The organism is Rhodococcus sp. P3_B8 (genome assembly GCF_056402775.1).
In genome coordinates, this window is the sequence record NZ_JBFUGT010000153.1 from 1 (window position 1) to 14,855 (window position 14,855).

Genomic DNA, 14,855 nt, shown 5'->3' on the forward strand with positions numbered 1-14,855 from the left:
CGGCAGGCCTGCGCGGACCGTCCGCCCGCCGGCAGGCGTCGCGCTCCATCGTCGGACTGGTGCAGGAGCACACCCTGCCGCTGCGACGCAGCTACCGGCGCAGCGCAACGAGCCTGCAGGACAGCGTGACCGCCCTCGACGAGGCCTGGTCGGGCGCCGCCGATCTGCTCGGCGGCACCGAACGGGAGCTGCTGCAGGCACGTTCGGCCGCCGCGATGCTCGCCGTCGCGCGGTGGGCGACGCACTCCGCGCTGGCGCGGACCGAGACCCGGGGGATGCACGTGCGCACCGACCTGCCGGACACCGACCCGGCGCAGACCCGTCGACTGCTGTCGGGCGGGCTGGGCGAGGTGTGGGTGCGTCCGGAACACGGCACCGCCGAGGCCCGGACGGTCGCGTCGTGATCGAGGTCGTCGTCGCCGACCGCTGCGTGCAGTGCGACATCTGCATCAAGGTCTGCCCGACGGACGTCTTCCGCCGCGGCACGGACGGGGTTCCCGTCGTCGCGCATCAGGAGGACTGTCAGACATGCTTCATGTGTGAGGCGAACTGTCCGACCGACGCGCTGTACGTCGCGCCGTTCGACACCCCGGTTCCCGAGGACTCGACGCACACCGACGCCGAGGGTTTGGCCGCGTCCGGGGCGCTCGGCGCCTACCGCGCCGTGATCGGGTGGGGTGGCCGTCGCACGCCGGGGTCCACGCTCGACCGGAATCACCTCTTCACCCCGTGAGTACTTGTCAACGTCCGGCGGTTAAGAAGTACTCACGGGTGTGGCCTTGCGGATGAACCGACCGATCTCGCGGATGGCGCGGGTGCCCTCGGGGAGCAGTCCGGCGGCGGCCTGGAAGACGTGCACCTGTCGCTCCCATACCTGCAGTTCGCACGGCACACCCGCCTGGGACAGCCGCTCGGACATCAGTTCCGCGTCGACGTAGACCATTTCCTGCGAGCCGGTCTGGATCAGCGCCGGCGGCATGGCGGCGAGGGAGCCGTCCACGGGTGACGTGGACGGCTCGTGCCCGCCCCTGGTGTCCAGCCTTTCGATCAGCCTGGACAGGGCACCGACCGCGCGTTTGGGGAAGACGGCGCAGAGGTCGGCGTTGGGATGGGCCAGCTTGTTCACCGGGTCGAGGTCGGTCAGCGGCGACAGCGCGACGTCGGCGGCGGGACGCGGCAACCCCTGGCGCAGGGCTTCGAGCGTCACCATGAACGTCAGGAACCCGCCTGCCGAGTCGCCGGCGATGACGATGCGGTCCGCGGTGTACCCGTGCGAGAGCAGCCACCGGTACCCGTCGACACCGTCCTCGACGGCCGCCCGGATGGGGTTCCTCGGGATCATCCGGTACGCGACGTTCAGCGTCGACGCCTGCGACTCCGCCGCGATCCGGGACACCATCTGGCGGTGAGAATTGATCCCGCAGCACAGGAACGCCCCGCCGTGGAGGTAGAGGATCGCCCGGTCGCCGAGCTCACCCGGAGGCCGGATCCATTCGGCKCGGCAGTGCGGCAGCCGGATGGGCCTGCGCACGGTTCCGCGGATGGGGCCGAGCGAGTACCCGAACAGGTCGACGACTCCCGTGGGCCACGGCAGTTCAGGGTAGCGCGCCCACCCGTTCAGGAACGGCCGGACCGTGCGGCGGAGTGTGTGGGCGAGGGCCGTCGACTGCAGGCTGGTTCCGGCGAACTCCCGCCGCGTCACCGGGAGGGGTGACGGGCAGAATTCGTAAGTCGCAGTGCTCATTGCCTGCCTCCGATCCGGCCTCGGTGCCCATCGACTTGCTGCCTTTAGGTTTTCCACCTCTTTGCGCCGTACGGTCTACATCGAAGTTGGTCGCACGGACGCTACGCCCGACGTAGCATCCAGGCGGAAGTCGTAATGGGATAGTGACCGAGTGGGGGTGAACGTCCAGGTGGGGATCATGCCGGTTACCGATTCGATATTCCTTCTCGGCGAATCGCGAGAGCATCCGATGCACGTGGGATCGCTCGAATTGTTCACACCGCCGGAGGATGCCGGCCCCGACTACGTGAAGTCGATGCACGAAACTCTGCTGAAGCACACGGACGTCGACCCCACCTTTCGGAAGAAGCCTGCGGGCCCCGTCGGCAGTCTCGGGAACCTGTGGTGGGCCGACGAGTCGGACGTCGATCTCGAATACCACGTGCGTCATTCGGCGCTGCCGGCCCCGTACCGGGTCCGGGAACTGCTGACGCTGACGTCCCGGTTGCACGGCACGCTGCTGGACCGTCATCGCCCGCTGTGGGAGATGTATCTGATCGAGGGTCTCAGCGACGGCCGGTTCGCGATCTACACCAAGATGCACCACTCGCTGATGGACGGGGTCTCCGGTTTGCGGCTGCTGATGCGGACGCTGTCGACCGACCCGGACGTGCGCGACGCACCGCCGCCGTGGAACCTGCCGCGCAGGGCGTCGGCCAACGGTTCCGCCCCCGCCCCCGACCTCTGGTCGGTGGTGAACGGGGTCCGTCGCACGGTCGGTGAGGTGGCCGGTCTCGCGCCTGCGTCGCTGCGCATCGCCCGCACCGCGATGGGGCAGCACGACATGAGGTTTCCGTACGAGGCGCCCCGCACCATGCTGAACGTCCCGATCGGTGGCGCGCGCCGGTTCGCCGCGCAGTCCTGGCCGCTCGAACGCGTCCACGCCGTCCGGAAGGCGGCGGGGGTCAGTGTCAACGACGTCGTGATGGCCATGTGCGCCGGGGCGTTGCGGGGGTACCTCGAGGAACAGAACGCGCTGCCCGACGAGCCGCTTATCGCGATGGTTCCGGTGTCGTTGCGCGACGAGCAGCAGGCCGACGCCGGCGGTAACGCGGTGGGGGTCACGCTGTGCAACCTGGCGACGGACGTCGACGACCCGGCCGAACGTCTGACGGCGATCTCCGCCTCCATGTCCCAGGGGAAGGAGCTGTTCGGCAGCCTCACCTCGATGYAGGCGCTGGCGTGGTCCGCTTTCAACATGTCGCCGATCGCTCTGACACCGGTGCCGGGGTTCGTCCGCTTCACGCCGCCGCCGTTCAACGTGATCATCTCCAACGTCCCGGGGCCGCGGAAGACCATGTACTGGAACGGGTCCCGGCTGGACGGCATCTATCCGACGTCGGTGGTGCTGGACGGGCAGGCGCTCAACATCACACTCACCACCAACGGCGGCAACCTCGATTTCGGTGTCATCGGGTGCCGCCGTTCGGTGCCGAGCCTGCAGCGCATCCTCTTCTATCTCGAGACGGCTCTGGGCGAGCTCGAGGCGGCAGTGCTCTGAGACGCGGCCTGTTTCAGCGCCGGGCCGACTCCTGCTCGACGAGTGCCCGCCGCGACTCCTCGTGGAGCACCCCGAGCAATTCGTGTTCGACGTCCGCGAACTCGGGCGACGTCATCATCGACAATTCGCGGGGACGCGGCAGGCCCACCGTCACCTCGCGCCGCACGGTGGCGGGCCGCGCGGACAGCACGACCACCCGGTCCGACAGGTAGACGGCCTCCCGGATGTCGTGGGTGATCATCAGCACCGTCCACCGGTAGCGCTGCCAGACGTCCTGCAACCAGGTCTGCATCTCGGTGCGGGTCAACGAATCCAGAGCGCCGAASGGCTCGTCGAGCAGCAGCACCGGACGGTCCTGGACGACGGTCCGCAGCATCGCGGCCCGCTGCCGCATCCCGCCGGACAGCTGGCTGGGGCGGGCGTCCTCGAATCCGCCGAGACCGAACACTGAGAACAATTCCCGGGCCTTGTCCCGCGCCTGCTTCCGGGGCACGCCCTGCACCTCTAGTCCGAGAGTGGTGTTGTCGAGGACGGTGCGCCACGGGAACAGCAGGTCCTTTTGCGGCATGTACGCGCATTTCGCGGGACCACTTCCCGCGGGACGCACCGGTTCGCCGCCGATCGTGACGGTGCCGGAGTCGGGTTGATCGAGACCGGCGAGCATGGAGAACGCGGTGCTCTTCCCACACCCGCTGGGGCCGATCACCGACACGAACTCACCCGGTTCGACGGTGAACGAGACGTCGTCGAGGACGGGCCGGATGCCGCCGCGGACCGGGAATCCCTTGCTCAGACCGGACAGTGCGACGCGCGCGGTGTCACTCATGCCGAGCCCTTTCGTTCTTGATCCACGGGGCGACGACGCGCTCGACCGCGAAGGTGAGCAGGTAGAGGCTGACGCTGATCACGGCGGTCACGAGCACCGCCGCCAGCACGAGGTCGGTGCGGAAGGAGTTCTTCTGCGTCGCCATGTAGATGCCGAGACCGGACGTGGCCCCGACGTATTCGGCGAACACGGCACCCACCACGGCGTACGTGATGCCGATGCGCAGGGCGGTGAAGAACCGGGGGATCGCCGACGGAAGCCGCACGTAGCGGAATTCCTGCCACCGTGAGGCGCCCATGCTGCGCAACAACGCGCCCGCCTCCCGGTCGGCCGCGGCGAAACCCTCGATCAGACCGATCGTCATCGGGAAGAACGTGGCGAGGGCGATCACGAGAATCTTCGGCAGCAGACCGAATCCGAACCAGATGATCATCAGCGGCGCGATCGCGATGATCGGCAGTGTCTGCGACACGACGAACAGCGGAACGAACGCGCGGCGCAGCCACGGCGAGAAGTCCACGAGTACGGCGAGGGCCCACGCGAAGAGCAGGGAGACGGCGAACCCGATCAGTGTCACCTGCAGTGTCGCGGAGGCGTGACCGGAGATGGCGTCCCGCGCCCGCCAGCCCTGCTGGACCACCCGCAGCGGCGACGGCAGCACCTGCGGCCGGATTCCGCTGACCGTCACGTACACCTGCCACGCGACGACCAGCAGTGCCACGACCACGACCGCGGGCAGCACCCGCCGCAGCAGCGGGGACGTGCCCGGGGCCGTGGTGCGCAGACTCGGGTCAGGGCTGAGTGAGGTACTCATTGGTGAAGTACGTCGACCAGTCGGGTTCCGTGGTCAGCGGTGCCCCGTCGGGGCCGGTGAGCAGGCCGTGCTGGAACAGGAAACCGGAGTACCCCGCCCACTGCTCGGCCGTCTGTGTCCCGACCTTGCCGGAACTGTCCTTCATGTACTCGGAGGACAGCATCTGCTGGCTCTCCCGCACGAGGGACTCGTCGGTGAAGGCGCCGGGGTTGGCGTCGATCAGTATCTGCGCGGCCTCGTCCGGCCGGTCGGCGGCGAACTGGTATCCGCGCTGCAGGGCCTGGACGAACTTGCGGGCCTGCTCGGGATGGTCGGCCATCCACTCCTCGTTGCCCTCGATGACGAGAGCGTACGCATCCGGGAAGCCGTAGTCGGTGTAGTGGAAGTAACGCATCGGCGTGCCCTGGTGCTCGGCCTCGATGCCCTCCCAGCCGAAGAACGAGACGGTGAAGTCGGCGGTGCCGGAGTACACGGCCTCGTAGGCCGAGGTGCCGAGCGTGACGGTGGTGAATTCGCCCTTGCCGCCGTCGTTGCGGATGATCTGCTTCAGCGTCTCCTCGCCGTCCGGGTCCGCGAACCCGGCGTAGATCTTGCCGTCCAGATCCCGGGGGCGGGTGATGTCGGCGCGATCCGCCTTCACCGCGATGCCCGTCGCCCAGTGCTGCAGCGGAGCCATCACCGACGTGGTCTGTGCGCCCGCGGCCTTCGAGAACGTCGCCGAACTCTGGAAGCTCACCCCGAACTCCGCGTTGCCGGCGTCGACCAGGGTGTCGGGCGAGGTGTCGTTGTAGGGCAGCACCTGCACGTCGAGGCCGGCGTCCGCGAACCAGCCTTCCTGCTGGGCGACGAACAGGCCGGTGTGGTTGGTGTTCGGTGTCCAGTCGAGTGCGAACCGGATGGTGTCGCCGGACTGGGAGTCACCGGCGCAACCGGTGAGCAGCGACAGGGCGGAGACCAGGACGACGGCTGCGGTGGCGGCGCGCTTGGTACGAGAGAAGAGTGTCACGACGCCGGCCATTCCTGCTTGTTGAGAGCGGTGTCCCAGAACATGAGTTCGTAGCGGCTGGCGATCACGAACGCCTCCGCCATCGCCTCGCGCTGGGCATCGGTCGCGGCCTCGGCCGCCGCGTCCACGAGTTCGCGGGCCCTCGCGACGGCGGCGTGGAACTCCTCCGCGTCGTAGGTGGTCACCCACTGTGCGTACGGGTGCGACGGGTCGGTGGAGAGCACCTCACGGGCGCTCGCCGCGAGCCGGTGCCCGACGTCGGCGTAGATCCAGAAGCAGGGCAGCACTGCCGCGGCGGCCACCGCGTACGGCTCGGTGGCGGCGACGGCCGTCAGGTAGGAGATGTACCCGAGGCAGGCAGGCGAATGCAGCGGCTCCGCGTCCGACTCGGGGAGTCGTCCGCTGGTCAGCAGATTCTGGTGCAACGCGGCCTCGACCGTGGCGGCCTCCGCGGCCGAGCCCGCCCAGAAGCCGGCCTCGACCGGGCCCGGCGCGTGCGCGGCCACCAGTGAAAGGGCTTTCGCGTACCCGGTCAGGTACAGGAAATCCTGCTCGATGTACGTGCGGAACACGTCCAACGGCAGCGTTCCGTCGCCGAGGCGGCGCAGGAACTCGAGTTCGTCGATCGCCTCGCGCAGCACCTTGGTCCGGTCCCACAAGTGGTCCGTGAATCGGGCGTGCTGGCCGGCGCCGGCAGCATCTTGGACAGAGCTATTCACAACGTTGACATCCCTTCGTCAGCATTACCTGAGCAGGTTCCCGGGTGTGTTCTCAGCCCCGCCCGTGCGGAGCACCCCGTGTCAGAACAAGCCGACCCTAGCACCGGCCGTGCCGCGGGCGGAAAGGCCAGGGTCGGTGGAGGGGCTCAGCCGGCGAGGAACGCGGCCGCGCTCGGCGGGAGGGGTGCGGGGCCGCGCCGGTAGATCTCCGCGGGCCGGCCGGTTCCGACGACGGCCATGTCGCCGGTGTTCTCGAGGGCCGGCATCAGGTGCCGCCGGAACGAGTCCTTCGGCAGTGGACGCCCGAACACCACCTCGTACACCCGGCGGAGTTCGAGCACCGTGAACGTGTCGCCGGCCAGGCCGGACGGGTCGACGGCCCGCGCGTACCGCTCTCTCAGGTCGGCGACGGCGAGGGCGACGACGTCCGCGTGGTCGAACGCCAGGTCCTGCGTCACCCGGTCGTCGTCGACGGTGATCAACATCGTGTCGCGGGGGAGCGCCGTGCGGGGCAGCGCGGCGCCGTGCGTCATCGACAGCACCCACCCGCGATCGTCGCGGCCGGGATCGTCCAGCATCGCCAGCTGATGGAATACGGTGCCCGTCAGGCCGGCCTTGATGCGGAGGCACCGCTCGGCGGCGTCCCGCAGTCGTTCACCCTCGTGGAGGAACGTGCCGGGAAGGGCGAGTCGGCCCGAACGGTGCGGAACCACAAGAGCTTTCAGTTCCGGGCCGTCGACGGTGAGGACGGCGACGTCGACGGCTACGGACGGACGCGGGTAGTCGAGGAGGCTCCTGCCCTCGGAATCGGTCCATGCGGCCACGCGGGAATGTTAGCGCACTGTTGATCTATGTCGCGTTCGATCGGTCCTGCCTGCTCATCGTTGGTAGTTTGGCGAGAGATTCCCGGAACGTGATGCGTGAGGAGATTCGTCCGTGGAGGTCGACAAGTCCGGCGACACGCTCGTCGTCCGCGCGCGGGACGGTGAGGTGCGTGGCTACCCCGAGGGCGACGTCTACGCGTGGAAGGGCATTCCGTTCGCCGCGGCCCCCGTCGGCGATCTGCGGTTCCGCGCCCCGGCCCCGCCCGCAACGTGGGAGGGTGTGCGCGACTGCGTCGACTTCGGCCCGATGGCGCCGCAGGGGCACGGCACCGCCGTCCCCATCGACGCGGGACTCGAGATGGACGAGGACTGCCTGTCCGTCAACGTCTGGGCCCCGAGACCCGACGGCACCCCGCGGCCGGTGATGGTGTGGATCCACGGCGGTGCCTACTGCCTGGGAACCGCAGCTCAGGGCATCTACAACGGGCGCATCCTGTCCACAATCGGCGACGTCGTGCTGGTCTCGTTCAACTACCGGGTGGGAGCGCTCGGCTTCCTCGACCTGTCGTCGTTCTCGACGGCCGAGCGGGTGTTCGAGACCAACTGTGGGCTGCGTGACCAGGTCGCAGCCCTCGAATGGGTCCGCGACAACATCGCGTCGTTCGGCGGTGACCCGGACGAGGTGACGGTGTTCGGGGAGTCGTCCGGAGCCGGGTCGATCACCACGCTGATGACGTGTCCGAGCGCGGAGGGGCTGTTCCACCGCGCGATCGCCCAGAGCCCGCCCGCCACGTCGGTCTACGGGAGCGAGCGGGCGGCCACCGTCGCGAAACAGTTCCTCGACATCCTCGACGTGGAACCCGCGCAGATCGACACCCTGCTGCACCTTCCGTACCGCACGGTGATCGAGGCCAGCGACACGCTCGTCAACGAGGTGCCGACGAGGATTCCGGGCACGCTCGCGATGGCGCCCGTGGTGGACCGTGACTTCCTGCCCCGTTACCCGGTGGCCGCGTTCCAGAAGGGGCACTCCCACCGCATCCCTCTCATCATCGGTTCCAACAAGGACGAGTCGTCGATTTTCAAGTTCATGAAATCGCCTCTGCTGCCGGTCACGTCGGATTCGGTGCAGGAGATGCTGAGGGCGATCGCGGCCGATCACCCGGAACTGCCCGCCGCCCGTCTCGCCGACATCCTGTCGGCGTATCCGGACCGCGGAAAGCCGAAGGGCGCGCTCGCGATGTCGAGGGACGCCGCGTTCCGGATGCCCGCCCTGTGGGTGGCCGACGCCCACAGCCGGCACTCGCCGACGTGGATGTACCGGTTCGATCAGGCCACGCCGATGCTCAAGGCCGCACGGATCGGAGCCGGCCACGCCACCGAACTCCCGTACGTCTTCGGCAATTTCGACACCCTCAACATCGACCCGACGTTCTGGCTCGGCGGCCGGAAGACGGCGCTCGAGGTGTCGGGCCGGATCCAGCGCCGGTGGCTCGCGTTCGCGCGGCACGGTGTCCCCGCCGCGCTGGACGGGTCCAAGCACTGGGCGCCCTACGACGAGGAGAACCGCTCGACGTTGCTGATCGACGGGGCGGACACCCTCGTGAAGGACCCGGACCACGAGATGCGGATCGCGTGGGGCAACGACGTCATGGGCTTCAACTGACGGGCACCTTGTCGTCCAGTTCCTTCAGGACGGGCAGCGCGAAGCAGGCCAGCCCGATGATCAGGACCGGGATCGCGAGCACGAAGAACGTCGGCTGAATTCCCCACTTGTCGAGGAGGGGACCGGCCAGCAGGTAACCCAGCGGACCCGCGGCGTACGCGGTGGACGTCATGACCCCGGTGACGCGCCCGCGCATGTGCTCCGGACTACGAGTCTGCATGGCGTAGTTGGCGATCGGGCCGACCGGACCGAACACGAGACCCTGGAGGAGGGCCAGCGCCAGAATCGCCCACAGCGGCGGCAGGAACGCCATCGCGACCATGGCCGCGCCCAGCACCGTCACCGCCACCACCATCAGCATCCTGCGCGACACATACGGCGCGAGCGGTCCGTACGCGAGGGCACCCACCACGCCGCCGATGCTGAGCGCCATCAGGACCGAACCCAGTTGCGCGGGCTTGTCGAGTTCGGTGAAGTACACCGGGAACACCACCGATTCGACGGGCATGTACAGCGCGACCACCGCCATGTCGACCAGAGCGATCGTGCGCAGGAGCCGGTTGTGCCACACGAACTTCAGGCCCTCGAGCGTGCCGTGCCAGATGGACGTCGGGCGCGTGGACGTGTCGGGTCTGCCTGCGTTCTCCAGTCGCAGGAATGCGATGGTCACCACGGACAGCACGAAGCCGACGGCGGTGACCCACAACGTGTTCACCGCACCCACGGTGGCGATGAGGACACCGCCGATACCGGGTCCGACGAGATACGCCACGTTGTAGTTGGCCTCGTAGAGGCTGTTCATCCGGTCGAGTGACCAGCCCGCGGACTTCGTGGCGGCCGGCAGCATCGACTCCCGCGCCGCGATCCCGGCCGGATCGAACGCGGCGCCGATCGCGGCGAGGACGGCGATCACCGTCACGGTGAGGCCCGTCGTGTTCGCGATCACCGGGATGGCCGCCACGGACAGGGCGGACAGGCAGTCGGAGATCATCGACGTGCGGCGACGCCCGAACAGGTCGACGAACGTGCCCGCGAACAGGCTCGACACCAGCAGCGGGAGGGTGGCCGCGCCCGCGACGATCGCGGCGTCGGACGCGCGACCGGTCCTCTCGAGCACGAGCCAGGGCAGCACGACGATCGCGATGCCGTTGCCGGTGGACGAGAACAGCGTCGCGAGGTTCAGGAGGATCAGGGGCCCGAACCGGCGAGTCACAGCCGTCTCGGTGGCGGTCACGGCAAGGGTCCTCTGGTCGGCTCGATCGGTGGTCCTTCGACGCTAACAGCGAGGTCGTGGCCACCGCGAGCGAATTTCGGCCGCTACTGGTTGCGTTGCAGGGTCAGTTCGGCGAGGGTGCGCGCTCCGTCGCACGGGTCGCCGGTGCCCGACCGCTGCTGCACCCACCAGGTGATGACGCCGGAGTAGGCGGCGGTGATCCCGCACGCCGCCGAATCGCCCGGACGCCGGGCGCTGAACGCCGACGTGCCCGCGATCGACGTGGTTTCCACCTCGTAGCCCAGCCCATCGGCCACACTCCGCTCGCGTTGCAGCGAGTTGTTCTCGAACCAGCCGAACGTGACGTCGATCGAACCGGCGGCGGACGACACCGTCCACATGCACACCGCGCCGAAGAAGTACTGGTCGATGCCGGCGCCGTGGAGGGTCTCCGCGATCTTGTCGTTGGGGACGGCGTCGCACTCGCGGAGGAGCTTGTCGAACTGCGGGGAGCCGCCGTCGTCGGAGGATGCGGCGCCCTCGGGCAGGGGACTGCCGGTGACGGAGGTGCCGCAGCCGGCCAGGATCATCGCCGACGCCAGCGCCGCAGCGACCCGGCGGGCGGCGCTCACTTGACCTTCTCCAACGTCAACCGGCCGAGCGCGGTGGGAGCCGCGCACGGATCGGAGGGTGCGGTGCCCGTGCCGTAGCGGACCAGCCAGTGCACGAAGTCGGAACCCGTGCCGAGCGCGACCTCGCAGAATCCGACGTTCTGCGAGGAGAACCCGCGGTGCCCGGCGATCTCGAGGTCGTGGACCTCGTGACCGATGCCCTTGGCCACCGACCGCTCCCGGTCGATGGGGCTGCCGCGGTACCAGGTGAACATCACGTACCGTTCGCCGCCGTCCGCCTCCCACCGGCATTTGATGCCGTTGCGCGACACCGGGGTGAGCGCGGTGATMCCGGCCCGCTCGTACACCTCGGCGTCGGTCAGCGAGCCGCATTCACCCACGAACGCGCCGGGCTGTGCGGACACCGACGTGGTCGGCGCGGACGCCGCCGGATCGGTCTCGGAACCGTCGCCGGAACCGCAGCCGGCCAGCACGACCGCCGCGGCGACCAGACACGACGCGCGGACGGTCAGGCGGACCGGATCAGACGAGCTCCGCATAGCTCGGATTCTCGGCGATGTACTTCTCGACGAACGAGCACGACGGAATCACGGTGAGCCCGCTGGCCTTCGTGTCGTCGAGGGCGGCCTTCACCACTTCCGCGGCCAGACCCTGACCGCGGAACTGGGGGTACGTCACGGTGTGGTGGAAGTCGCGGGCCCCGTTCCGCTCGAAATAGTCGGCGTATCCGGCCAGCTGGCCGTCGAGGTAGATCTCGAACCGGGATTCCGACACGTCGTGCTCCACCGTGGCCGCCACAGACCGCTCCTCTGCTCGTGTGGCGTGCGCGCTGTCCCGCGCACGCTGTCACTCGCAGATTACCGTCAGTCCGCGAGGTTGGTGCGCAGCAGCATGACGTTGTAGTCCGACCAGGTGGTGGCCAGGAAATACAGATCGGATCCCTGCGACCACGGGTGCATGTACGCGCCGTACAGCTCGGGCACGTCCCGGCTGCTCACCAGCACCTCGGGTTCGCTCCAGCCGGATTCGAGGTGGTCGGACCGGCGCATGACCACCGAATTGCCGGCATCGGTGTACATCGCCACGAACTGACCGAGGTACTGGTTGAACTGCACCGACAACTCGCTGACGGGTCCGGGGATGACCGGTGCGGCGACGGTGGCGTTGGCCTTCACCCACGCCTTGCCGTCCCAGTACTCGTACAGCGTGAGGTTCCGGATGTCCGCTTCCTTCACCCGCGACAGCCGGGCGTCGCCGGATCGACCCGACGGCGTGCCGAACGCGTAGACGAATCCGTCGTGCTTGACGTACGAGCCCATCTGGAAGTTCTCGGCGCCCGTACCCGGGACGTTGGGTCGCAGCGTCAGAGGGTCGGTGACCCAGTTCTCRCCGTTGTCCACGGAGTACGCGATGCCGGACGCGTTGGTGTCCCACTCGCCGGGGGCGCCCCAGCTCCGCACGGACATGTAGTTGATGTACTGCGTCGCCCCGGGACCCTCACCGACCGAGATGCCGGTGGTGGGGATGACGGTCTGCTCCACACCCGGGATCTTCTTGCTCTGGATGATCTCCTTGGAATGGTTCGGGGTATCGACCGGGGAATTGTCGATGCGCATCCCGTCGGTGAGGTCCTTGTCGGAGCTGCGCAACAGGATGTTGCTGCGCCAGTCGCCGACAAGACCGCACAGCGGGTTGTCGCTCAGCCCGACGGTGTCACCGAACGCGGTGAGGATCTCACCGCCGCCGTTGTCCCACATGATGCCGAGGTCGGTGCCGAGCACCCGGAACCTGCCGATCGTGTCGTTGGAGCTGCGCGGCCCGGTGATGTGCGCGATAGCCTGAGTTTTGCCACGCAGCTCGGGAAGGCGACCGTCACTTCCGTTGAGCCAGGGAATGGGGTTGATGCCCTGGTTGGAGCCGCTCGATCCGAGGCTGCCGGTTCCGCCGAGGCACGGCGCCGCCGTCGCTACAGGGGGCGTCATCGTGAAAAACGTGCAGGTAGAAGCAAGTAAGGCGGGCATCGCCAGGGAGGCGACACGGCGGAGTCTGGTCACGAGCGCACCTCTCTGCGAGGAATCGAGTCGGGTCCGGTCACGCTAGCAATACCTCACCTGCCACACCAGCCCCTTGGGTAACCATTGGGTATCGCATCCCGGACTGTGTAGCTACAGAATCGCTCCGGGGTTGAGGATCCCCAGTGGGTCCAGTGCGTTCTTGATCCGATGCGTCAATTCCATGACGTCCTCGCCCAACTGGTCGGGCAGCCAGGCCTTCTTCAGCCGGCCCACGCCGTGCTCGCCGGTGATCGTGCCGCCGAGAGAGAGTGCGAGGTCCATGATCTCGCCGAAGGCGAGGTGGGCACGCTCGGCCATCGCGGCGTCCTCGGGGTCGAACACGATGAGCGGGTGCGTGTTTCCGTCGCCCGCGTGCGCGATCACCGCCACCATCACGTCACGCTCGCGGGAGATGGCAGCGATTCCCTCCACCAGCGCAGGCAGTTTCGGGAGCGGGACCCCGACGTCCTCGAGGAGCAGGCTGCCGAGTCTCTCGACCGCGGGGATCGCGAATCGTCTTGCCGCGGCGAAGGCTTCGCCCTCCTCGGGGTCGTCGGTGGTGAATACCTCGGACGCGCCGTTCACTGTGCACGCGTCCGCCATCACGGAAATCTCTTCGGCCGCAATCGCACCGGGCGCGTCCGAGCGGGCGATGAGCATCGCCTCCGCCGTCCGGTCCAGGCCCATCTTCAGCGCGTCCTCGACGGCGCCGATCGAGGCGCGGTCCATGAATTCGAGCATCGACGGCCGCAGCGTGCGGGTGATGGCCAGGACGGTGTCGGCGGCGGCCTGGACGGAGGCGAACGACGCGACGAGGGTGCTCGACGGCGGCTGGGCCGGGATCAGCCTCAGCGTCGCCTCCGTGACGATGCCGAGGGTTCCCTCGCTCCCGACGAACAGCTTGGTCAGCGACAGGCCGGCCACGTCCTTCAGTCGCGGTCCGCCCAGGCGCACGTCCGTCCCGTCCGCCAGGACCACGCGCAGCGCGAGGACGTAGTCGGTGGTGACGCCGTACTTGACGCAACACAGGCCGCCGGCGTTGGTCGCGACGTTGCCGCCGATCGAGCACATCTCGAACGACGAGGGATCCGGTGGGTACCAGAGTCCGTGCTCGGCGACCGCGGCCTTGACCTCCGCGTTGAGCAGTCCCGGTTCGACGACGGCGATCCGTGTGACCGGGTCCACCTCGATCCGGCGCATGCGCTCGGTGCTGACCACCACGCACCCCGCCACGGCGGTGGCGCCGCCGCTGAGCCCGGATCCCGCCCCGCGTGGGATCACGGGGACCCGGTGCTCGGTCGCCCAGCGCATCACCACCTGGACTTCCTCGGTGGTCGCGGGGCGGGCGACGGCGAGGGGGAGGACGGCATCGGGGTCGCGCGCCCAGTCCTGGCGATAGGAGACCAGGATGTCCGGATCGGTGACGAGACACCCCTGGGGGAGCGCGGCGGCGAGCGTCGCGAGTGCGTCGTCGGTGACCGTCATCGTGACTCCTGAAATGCGGGTGTCGGGCGCCCCGACGGTAACCCAGCGGGCCGCGGGTGTCCTCGAATTGGTCAGACGTCCAACTGAACCGATTCCGACCGGCTTGTACGGATATCGCTCCAACCTGGACGTTCGGCCTGGAAGCGAGACCTCAATAGTCCATCTGTTAGTTACTTACGCGTAGGAGTCTCACGATGTGGGATCAGGGGGGTGAATTTTTTCCGGGGTTCCGGCGATGGGGTATGCAACCGGGTCCGGGGGAGAAAATGCAGGTAGGGGCGTCCCGCGAACCGCGAGGAACCGGACGAATCGGGTGTAACACAGGTCACATT

Annotated in this window: 15 protein-coding genes, 1 pseudogene and 1 riboswitch; of the genes and pseudogenes, 4 read left to right on the plus strand and 12 right to left on the minus strand. The window is 68.4% G+C overall.

Annotation, left to right across the window (positions count from 1 at the left end; translation table 11 throughout):
• Positions 1–404, plus strand: a pseudogene (locus AC1D1G_RS29790) (pyridine nucleotide-disulfide oxidoreductase); the annotation flags it as partial.
• Positions 401–733, plus strand: a complete 333-nt coding sequence (locus AC1D1G_RS29795) for a 4Fe-4S dicluster domain-containing protein (protein ID WP_283331303.1) — start codon at positions 401–403, stop codon at positions 731–733. The pseudogene AC1D1G_RS29790 and the gene AC1D1G_RS29795, both read left to right, overlap by 4 nt.
• Positions 734–754: 21 nt before the next feature.
• Here the strand turns inward: AC1D1G_RS29795 and AC1D1G_RS29800 are convergent, their stop codons facing one another.
• Positions 755–1,744, minus strand: coding sequence for an alpha/beta hydrolase (locus AC1D1G_RS29800; RefSeq protein WP_477954875.1), 990 nt, complete (start codon positions 1,742–1,744; stop codon positions 755–757).
• 178 nt (positions 1,745–1,922) lie between these two features.
• Here AC1D1G_RS29800 and AC1D1G_RS29805 point away from each other — a divergent pair, with 178 nt between their 5' ends.
• Positions 1,923–3,284 carry a WS/DGAT/MGAT family O-acyltransferase gene (locus AC1D1G_RS29805; RefSeq protein WP_477954876.1) on the plus strand — a complete coding sequence of 454 codons (1,362 nt, stop codon included), beginning with the start codon at positions 1,923–1,925 and terminating at the stop codon, positions 3,282–3,284.
• 13 nt (positions 3,285–3,297) lie between these two features.
• Here AC1D1G_RS29805 and AC1D1G_RS29810 read toward each other — a convergent pair whose 3' ends face one another.
• From AC1D1G_RS29810 to AC1D1G_RS29830, 5 genes are all read right to left on the minus strand, one after another.
• A complete protein-coding gene (locus tag AC1D1G_RS29810) occupies positions 3,298–4,110 on the minus strand; it encodes an ABC transporter ATP-binding protein (RefSeq protein ID WP_283335817.1) in 813 nt (270 codons plus the stop codon).
• On the minus strand, positions 4,103–4,924 hold the full coding sequence (locus AC1D1G_RS29815) for an ABC transporter permease (RefSeq protein ID WP_061044482.1): 822 nt from the start codon (positions 4,922–4,924) through the stop codon (positions 4,103–4,105). Before AC1D1G_RS29815 ends, AC1D1G_RS29810 begins: the two co-directional genes overlap by 8 nt.
• Complete coding sequence (locus AC1D1G_RS29820) at positions 4,902–5,942, minus strand: ABC transporter substrate-binding protein (RefSeq protein ID WP_283335819.1); 1,041 nt, start codon at positions 5,940–5,942, stop codon at positions 4,902–4,904. Before AC1D1G_RS29820 ends, AC1D1G_RS29815 begins: the two co-directional genes overlap by 23 nt.
• Positions 5,927–6,649 carry a TenA family protein gene (locus tag AC1D1G_RS29825; protein WP_283335821.1) on the minus strand — a complete coding sequence of 241 codons (723 nt, stop codon included), beginning with the start codon at positions 6,647–6,649 and terminating at the stop codon, positions 5,927–5,929. Before AC1D1G_RS29825 ends, AC1D1G_RS29820 begins: the two co-directional genes overlap by 16 nt.
• Positions 6,643–6,738: riboswitch (TPP riboswitch) on the minus strand. It overlaps the preceding gene by 7 nt.
• A 57-nt stretch (positions 6,739–6,795) precedes the next feature.
• The gene (locus AC1D1G_RS29830; RefSeq protein ID WP_477954877.1) at positions 6,796–7,473 is read right to left on the minus strand and encodes an NUDIX hydrolase; all 678 of its coding nucleotides are present in this window, start codon (positions 7,471–7,473) and stop codon (positions 6,796–6,798) included.
• A gap of 112 nt (positions 7,474–7,585) precedes the next feature.
• Between AC1D1G_RS29830 and AC1D1G_RS29835 the strand changes: the two genes are divergently transcribed.
• Positions 7,586–9,139 (plus strand): carboxylesterase/lipase family protein, encoded by a 1,554-nt coding sequence (locus AC1D1G_RS29835; protein WP_477954878.1) that lies wholly within the window; start codon positions 7,586–7,588, stop codon positions 9,137–9,139.
• Here AC1D1G_RS29835 and AC1D1G_RS29840 read toward each other — a convergent pair.
• From AC1D1G_RS29840 to AC1D1G_RS29865, 6 genes are all read right to left on the minus strand, one after another.
• Positions 9,132–10,373, minus strand: a complete 1,242-nt coding sequence (locus tag AC1D1G_RS29840) for an MFS transporter (RefSeq protein WP_011594550.1) — start codon at positions 10,371–10,373, stop codon at positions 9,132–9,134. The genes AC1D1G_RS29835 and AC1D1G_RS29840 overlap by 8 nt on opposite strands.
• A gap of 83 nt (positions 10,374–10,456) precedes the next feature.
• Positions 10,457–10,984: a DUF3558 domain-containing protein gene (locus AC1D1G_RS29845; protein ID WP_283335825.1), complete on the minus strand. Its 528-nt coding sequence runs from the start codon at positions 10,982–10,984 to the stop codon at positions 10,457–10,459.
• Positions 10,981–11,523: a DUF3558 domain-containing protein gene (locus tag AC1D1G_RS29850; RefSeq protein ID WP_280783691.1), complete on the minus strand. Its 543-nt coding sequence runs from the start codon at positions 11,521–11,523 to the stop codon at positions 10,981–10,983. The genes AC1D1G_RS29845 and AC1D1G_RS29850 overlap by 4 nt, the downstream gene beginning before the upstream one ends.
• Positions 11,507–11,782 carry a GNAT family N-acetyltransferase gene (locus AC1D1G_RS29855; RefSeq protein ID WP_477954880.1) on the minus strand — a complete coding sequence of 92 codons (276 nt, stop codon included), beginning with the start codon at positions 11,780–11,782 and terminating at the stop codon, positions 11,507–11,509. The genes AC1D1G_RS29850 and AC1D1G_RS29855 overlap by 17 nt, the downstream gene beginning before the upstream one ends.
• A 65-nt stretch (positions 11,783–11,847) precedes the next feature.
• Positions 11,848–12,966, minus strand: coding sequence for a DUF4185 domain-containing protein (locus tag AC1D1G_RS29860; protein WP_280783690.1), 1,119 nt, complete (start codon positions 12,964–12,966; stop codon positions 11,848–11,850).
• A gap of 183 nt (positions 12,967–13,149) precedes the next feature.
• Complete coding sequence (locus AC1D1G_RS29865) at positions 13,150–14,523, minus strand: FAD-binding oxidoreductase (RefSeq protein ID WP_477954882.1); 1,374 nt, start codon at positions 14,521–14,523, stop codon at positions 13,150–13,152.
• Positions 14,524–14,855 lie beyond the last annotated feature (332 nt).

Bases quoted from the DNA above. Each gene is read 5' to 3' on its own strand.
- AC1D1G_RS29815 (WP_061044482.1), bottom strand. From the start codon at position 4,924: ATGAGTACCTCACTCAGCCCTGACCCGAGTCTGCGCACCACGGCCCCG.
- AC1D1G_RS29820 (WP_283335819.1), bottom strand. From the start codon at position 5,942: ATGGCCGGCGTCGTGACACTCTTCTCTCGTACCAAGCGCGCCGCCACC.
- AC1D1G_RS29865 (WP_477954882.1), bottom strand. From the start codon at position 14,523: ATGACGGTCACCGACGACGCACTCGCGACGCTCGCCGCCGCGCTCCCC.